Annotated in this window: 4 protein-coding genes and 1 pseudogene; 2 read left to right on the top strand and 3 right to left on the bottom strand. The window is 71.0% G+C overall.

The window, feature by feature from the left end:
• Positions 1-242: 242 nt before the first annotated feature.
• A pseudogene (gene trhA, locus D3105_RS31680) lies at positions 243-653 on the bottom strand (PAQR family membrane homeostasis protein TrhA); the annotation flags it as partial.
• Positions 654-888: 235 nt separating this feature from the next.
• Between trhA and D3105_RS31675 the strand changes: the two are divergent.
• Positions 889-2,712, top strand: a complete 1,824-nt coding sequence (locus D3105_RS31675; protein WP_118906314.1) for a phosphoenolpyruvate carboxykinase (GTP) — start codon at positions 889-891, stop codon at positions 2,710-2,712.
• A 350-nt stretch (positions 2,713-3,062) separates the two neighbouring features.
• Positions 3,063-4,751, top strand: a complete 1,689-nt coding sequence (locus D3105_RS31670; RefSeq protein ID WP_240647094.1) for an Ig-like domain repeat protein — start codon at positions 3,063-3,065, stop codon at positions 4,749-4,751.
• Between the two features lie 148 nt (positions 4,752-4,899).
• On the opposite strand, the gene D3105_RS31665 is transcribed toward D3105_RS31670, so the two are convergent.
• Together D3105_RS31665 and D3105_RS31660 are read right to left on the bottom strand one after the other, a co-directional pair.
• A complete protein-coding gene (locus D3105_RS31665) occupies positions 4,900-5,307 on the bottom strand; it encodes a hypothetical protein (protein ID WP_118906313.1) in 408 nt (135 codons plus the stop codon).
• Between the two features lie 156 nt (positions 5,308-5,463).
• A complete protein-coding gene (locus tag D3105_RS31660; protein ID WP_118906312.1) occupies positions 5,464-6,675 on the bottom strand; it encodes a pyridoxal phosphate-dependent aminotransferase in 1,212 nt (403 codons plus the stop codon).
• Between the last annotated feature and the right edge of the window lie 95 nt (positions 6,676-6,770).

Below are 6,770 nucleotides of genomic sequence, written 5' to 3'. Positions count from 1 at the left end.
CCCCGGGCGCGGTGGTCGCGGCCGGGGAAGGGCCGGGGGCGGGGGCCGAGTTCCCGCTGCTGGTGGACCGGCCGCTGGTGGGCGGCGAGCCGACCGCGTACGTCTGCCGCCACTTCGTCTGCGACGCGCCGACGACGGACGCGGGGGAGTTGGCGGGCAAGCTGGGCGGGTGACGCCCGCGGACAGCCGTGAGGGGCCGGTCGTCTCGTGCGACCGGCCCCTCGTCCGTAACCCGTGCGCGTCTATCCGTGCTGGTACGCCACCAGCGAGATGCCCACGTAGTGCGCGATGAACGCCGCCAGCGTCAGCGAGTGGAAGACCTCGTGGAAGCCGAACCAGCGCGGCGACGGGTTCGGCTTCTTGATGCCGTAGATCACGCCGCCCGCGCTGTAGAGCACCCCGCCGACGATCACCAGGACCAGGACCGCGATGCCGCCCGTCCGCATGAAGTCGGGCAGGAAGAAGACCGCCGCCCAGCCCATCGCGATGTAGCACGGGGTGTAGAGCCAGCGCGGTGCGCCGACCCAGAAGACGCGGAAGACGATGCCCGCCGCCGCGGCCGCCCAGACCGCCCACAGCAGGGGGCGGGCCGTCGACTCGGGGAGCAGGAGCAGGGTCAGCGGGGTGTAGGTGCCGGCGATGATCAGGAAGATGTATGTTCGCATGCCGCATGCTACCTACGCCACCGTAGGTAGCGGATACGGGGCGCAAATGAGTGGCGATGCTCACGTGTGAGGCCCCCTGGACAGATGGGCGGATCGGTCGGATGATCAAATGAGTGCAGTCGGCACCGGATGAGCGCCAGGGGATTTCGAAGGGTACGAAGCATCCGGGTCGCAGCCCCCACGGGGCCTACAGACAACTGACACCCTCAACGTAGGAGCGATCGTGGCGCGCGACATCGCGGCTCCCCTCACTGTCCCCACCCACCACCAGGAGCTCATCTCCTGGGTCGACGAGATCGCAGCCATCACCCAGCCGGACCGGGTGGTCTGGTGCGACGGCTCCGAGGCCGAGTACGAGCGCCTGTGCGGGGAGCTCGTCGCCAAGGGCACGTTCACCAAGCTGGACGAGGTCAAGCGGCCCAACTCGTACTACGCCGCCTCCGACCCCACCGACGTCGCCCGCGTCGAGGACCGCACGTTCATCTGCTCCAAGGAGGAGAAGGACGCGGGGCCGACCAACCACTGGAAGGACCCCGCGGAGATGCGGGAGATCTTCACCGGTGAGAACGGCGTCTTCCGCGGCTCCATGCGTGGCCGCACCATGTACGTCGTGCCCTTCTGCATGGGGCCCGTCGGCTCGCCGCTCTCCGCGATCGGCGTCGAGATCACCGACTCCGCGTACGTCGCCGTCGCCATGCGCACCATGACCCGCATGGGCCAGGCCGTCCTGGACGAGCTGGGCACCGACGGCTTCTTCGTGAAGGCCGTCCACACCCTCGGCGCCCCCCTGGCCGCGGGCGAGCAGGACGTCCCCTGGCCCTGCAACTCCACCAAGTACATCTCGCACTTCCCCGAGGACCGCGAGATCTGGTCGTACGGCTCCGGCTACGGCGGCAACGCCCTGCTCGGCAAGAAGTGCTACGCCCTGCGCATCGCCTCCGTCATGGCCCGCGACGAGGGCTGGCTCGCCGAGCACATGCTGATCCTCAAGCTCACGCCGCCGCGCGGGGAGTCGAAGTACGTCGCGGCCGCGTTCCCGTCCGCCTGCGGCAAGACCAACCTTGCCATGCTGGAGCCCACGATCCCCGGCTGGACCGTGGAGACCATCGGCGACGACATCGCCTGGATGCGGTTCGGCGAGGACGGCCGCCTCTACGCCATCAACCCCGAGGCCGGCTTCTTCGGCGTCGCGCCCGGCACCGGCGAGCACACCAACGCCAACGCCATGAAGACCATGTGGGGCAACTCCGTCTTCACCAACGTCGCGCTCACCGACGACGGCGACGTGTGGTGGGAGGGCATGACCGAGGAGGCGCCCGCGCACCTCACCGACTGGAAGGGCAACGACTGGACCCCCGAGTCCGCCACGCCCGCCGCCCACCCCAACGCCCGCTTCACCGTCCCCGCCGGACAGTGCCCGATCATCGCGCCCGAGTGGGAGGACCCCAAGGGCGTGCCGATCTCCGCGATCCTCTTCGGCGGCCGCCGCGCCTCCGCCGTCCCGCTGGTCACCGAGTCCTTCGACTGGCAGCACGGCGTCTTCCTCGGCGCCAACGTCGCCTCCGAGAAGACCGCCGCCGCCGAGGGCAAGGTCGGCGAGCTGCGCCGCGACCCGTTCGCCATGCTGCCGTTCTGCGGCTACAACATGGGCGACTACATGAACCACTGGGTCAAGGTCGGCGCCGACAAGGACCAGGCCAAGCTGCCGAAGATCTACTACGTGAACTGGTTCCGCAAGAACGAGGCCGGCAAGTTCGTCTGGCCCGGCTTCGGCGAGAACAGCCGCGTCCTGAAGTGGATCGTGGAGCGCCTGGAGGGCACGGCCGAGGGCGTCGAGTCCCCGATCGGCATCCTGCCGGCCAAGGGTGCGCTGGACACCGAGGGGCTGGACCTCTCCGAGGCCGACCTCGACTTCCTCCTCACCGTCGACAAGAAGGTCTGGCGCGAGGAGGCCGCCCTGGTCCCCGAGCACCTCAACACCTTCGGCGACCACACGCCCAAGGAGCTGTGGGACGAGTACCACGCGCTCGTCGAGCGCCTGGGCTGAACCCGGCACTCCCCGCGGACCCCGCGGCCGGGTCCATCGGACATCCGCCCTGACCTGTGGGGCCGAACGATCCGCCGCGGTACGGGGCCCGTCGTCACCGACGGCCCCGGAGGGCCGGTCCCCGACCAAGGACACCCCTCCCGGCCCCCGGAACCCCCTCACGGTTCCGGGGGCCGCCCCGTTTTACGCAGAACGTCCATGCATCGCCGTATGCTTGCACACGGGATCTTCACTCTTGTTGACTCGGCCTTCACAAGGCGGCCCGCTCGTCGTCAGGCCGCGAAGAGTCCGTGGGGGGACCTCAGTTGAAGATTTCTCGGCATTGCCTACGTACGGCGGCGGCTCTGACCGTGCTGGCTCTCGGCACCGCGGGCCTGACCGCCGTCGCCGCTCCGGTGGCGGTGGCGGCGACGGGGGAGCAGGTGGCCAAGCTCCCGGTCTCCTCCTATTCGGCCGTCGTCGTCGACTCGGTCCACCAGCGCGTCTACATCACCGACGACGCCCGGTCCCGCAGCGCGGGCCGGGTCCTTGTCTACAACTTCCAGGGCGAGTACACCGGTTCGCTCGCCACCGACACCTCGCCCTCGGGGATGGCGCTCAGCACGGACGCCTCCAAGCTCTACGTGTCGCAGTCGAACGGCATCCTCTCCTTCGACACGCAGACGCAGACCCGCACCGGTCAGGCGTACGCCGCCTACGTCGTGGAATGCCCGCGCGATGTGGCCTTCGCCGGTGGGAAGCAGTGGTACACCGAGGCCCCGGCCAGCAGCGACTGCGACACGCGGAACAGCCGGCTGTACACGGCCGAGGGCACGGGAGTCGGCTACACCGGCTGGAACGACTACGGGCGGCTGCGTCTGTGGAGCGGCCCCGAAGCTCCCGGCCGCCTCGTCATGGGCCAGTCGCGTACCGCGGGAGTCGCCGATCCCTTCCTCACCGCCTTCGACGCGACCGGCAGCACGCTCGTACGTGGACCCGAGCGCCGGTTCGCGGGCAGCGACGGCAAGGGCGCGCTGGACCTGAAGGACGTCGCGCAGTCCTCCGACGGTACGCGGATCGCCGTGGCCGACGCCGCCGCGGGCACCCGGCTGCTGGACGCCGCCGACCTGTCCGACGCCCCGGTGCAGTACCAGCCGCTGCCCGACGGTGCCACGGCTTCGGCCGTCGCCTTCAGCGGCGACGGGAAGTACCTCGCGCGGGGGGCCGCCGCCACCGGGAGCACCGCCGACCTGCTGGTGCAGGCGGCCGACCCGGCGGACCGCACGGCCCCGCTGGAGTTCGCCTTCGACGGGGCACTGGAAGGCAACCGGGTCGCTCCACGCGGCCTCGGGTGGTCCGCGGACGGCTCGCGCCTCTTCGCCGTCACCACCAACGTGCCGGGTACGGAGTACTGGCTGCACGTCATCCAGCCCCCGGCCGTGCAGCACGACTCCCGCTTCACCGGGGTGCTCGGTACCACCCCGGGGCAGCCGGTCGTCGGTGAACCCCTCGGCATCCGGGGGCGGCTGGAGCTCGACGGCCCCGCTCCCGCCGAGCCGGTGAAGGTCTCCGCGGTGCGAAGCGACGCGAACGGCGACCGCAGGCTCGCCGCCGTCGAGGTCGACGCGGACGGCTCGTTCACGGTCCTGGACGTGCCCGCGCTCGTCGGCGAGGCCACGTACACCGTCTCCTTCACCGGAGACCTGACCCACCGTCCGGCCCAGGACGTCACCCTCACCGTCTCCGTCGCCAAGGCGCCGACCGCGCTCGCACTGACCGCTCCGGCCGAGGGTGTGAAGGGCCAGGGGCTGGAGATCACCGGCAGGCTGACCTGGCAGGGCCGCGCCCTCCCGGCCGGGGTCACGCTGTCCGTGGAGCGCGCCGACAAGAAGGGGACCGGTGTCCTGACGTCGGCGGCGGTCGCGGCCGACGGCACGTTCCGGATCAACGACCTGCCGCGGGTGAACGGCCAGGTCACGTACACGGTCGGCTACGCGGGCGACGAGCTGCACAGCGGCTCGACGGCGTCGGCGACCGTGCGGGTCCGCAAGACCGGCTGACCCGGGCTCCCGCCGCGCGTCGTCCGCGAGGCCGTCCGCGTGGCTGCCGGGGCCGGGCCTCCGTACGGGGTCGGCCGGCTGTGCGGGGCTCGACGGCCGGCTCGTGGCACCCGGTCCGCACGCCTCCGAGGCGCGCGGACCGGGGCCGTCAGTGGGCGCCGACCAGCTGCCCGGGGGAGGCCGGGGCGGCGAGGGCGGCGAGCGCCGCGGTGTGGGCGTCCATCCGCTCGGCGGAGAGGATGGCGGCGGTCGTGTCGGCGCGGGAGGCGGCCACCAGCAGGGCGCGGCCCGCGAGGGCGTGGGCGCGGCGGTGGAGGTCCGCGGGGGCGGCGGCGGTCAGGCCCGCGTGCCGGGCGGGCGGGGCGCCGCGCAGCCGGGCCACCTGCTCGGCGATACGGTCGCCCGCCGTGCGCAGGCCCAGCTCGTCGGTGACTGCGAGGAGGGCGGCCAGATGCCCGGCGAGCTGGATGTCCAGCTCCTCCTCGCGGCTGCGGCGCGGAAAGACCGCGTCGTCGGCCGGGGTGTGGACCGAGGGGCTGCGGATCGGCTCGTACATGGATGGCCTCCCGAGGGTGCGTGTCACCATCCTACATTGGAACGAGTCTAAAGTTGTCAGCGATCCGGAAGTGTGATCGGTGCACGGCTGTCCGTGACCGCCCATGGCACGCCGCCCGGCTGCGGTTGTCCGTACGCCTCACACCCCCGGCCCCGGCTACGGCTGCCCGTAACCGTCCAGGAACGTGCCGATCCGGGTCGCCGCGTCGGTCAGGTCCTCGACCGTCGGCAGCGTGACGATCCGGAAGTGATCGGGCTCGGGCCAGTTGAAACCGGTGCCCTGTACGACCATGATCTTCTCGGCCCGCAGCAGGTCCAGCACCATCTGCCGGTCGTCCTTGATCTTGTAGACCTTGGGGTCGAGCCGGGGGAAGAGATACAGCGCCCCCTTCGGCTTCACGCAGGTCACCCCGGGGATCGAGGTCAGCAGGTCGTACGCCGTGTTCCGCTGCTCCAGGATCCGGCCGCCCGGCAGCACCAGGTCCTCGATCGACTGCCGTCCGCCGAGCGCGGTGGCCACCGCGTGCTGCGAGGGCATGTTGGCGCAGAGCCGCATGTTGGCGAGGATCGTCAGCCCCTCGATGTACGAGGTGGCGTGCGCCTTCGGTCCGCAGACGGCCATCCAGCCGGAGCGGTAGCCGGCCACCCGGTAGTTCTTGGAGAGCCCGTTGAAGGTCAGCACCATCAGGTCTGGGGCCAGGGCCGCCGTCGGGGTGTGGGTCGCGCCGTCGTAGAGGATCCGGTCGTAGATCTCGTCCGAGCAGACGATCAGGTTGTGCCGCCGGGCGATCTCGGTGAGACCGCGCAGCATCTCGTCGTCGTACACCGCACCGGTCGGATTGTTCGGGTTGATGATCACCAGGGCCTTGGTGCGGTCGGTGATCTTCCGCTCGATGTCGGCGAGGTCCGGCATCCAGTCGGCCTGCTCGTCGCACCGGTAGTGCACGGCCGTCCCGCCCGCCAGCGAGACCGAGGCGGTCCACAGCGGATAGTCGGGAGCCGGTACGAGCACCTCGTCGCCGTCGTCCAGCAGCGCCTGCATCGACATCTGGATCAGCTCGGAGACGCCGTTGCCCAGGTAGATGTCCTCGACGTCGAGCTCGATGCCCTTGGTCTGGTAGTGCTGCATCACCGCACGGCGCGCGGACAGCAGGCCCTTCGCGTCGCCGTATCCGTGCGCGCCCGCGACGTTGCGCAGGATGTCCTCGAGGATCTCCGGCGGGCACTCGAACCCGAACGCGGCCGGGTTGCCCGTGTTCAGCTTGAGGATGCGCTGACCGGCCGCTTCCAGCCGCATCGCCTCCTCCAGCACGGGGCCCCGGATCTCGTAACAGACGTTGGCGAGCTTCGTCGACTGGATGACCTGCATGTCCGCGAGCTTACGGCGGCGTTTCGCGAGGTGCGCGGGGATTGCTCCCGGCGTACTCCCTCCGGGGCCCGCCCCCGGCCCGCCCCGTCTTCCAT

This window comes from Streptomyces globisporus, from assembly GCF_003501885.1.
GTDB lineage: Bacteria > Actinomycetota > Actinomycetes > Streptomycetales > Streptomycetaceae > Streptomyces > Streptomyces globisporus_D.
The sequence above is the reverse complement of the archived record's forward strand: the minus strand, read 5'-3'. Positions and strand labels throughout refer to the sequence as shown.

Coding starts and splice junctions, on each gene's coding strand:
- D3105_RS31660 (WP_118906312.1), bottom strand. CDS start 6,675: ATGCAGGTCATCCAGTCGACGAAGCTCGCCAACGTCTGTTACGAGATC.
- D3105_RS31665 (WP_118906313.1), bottom strand. CDS start 5,307: ATGTACGAGCCGATCCGCAGCCCCTCGGTCCACACCCCGGCCGACGAC.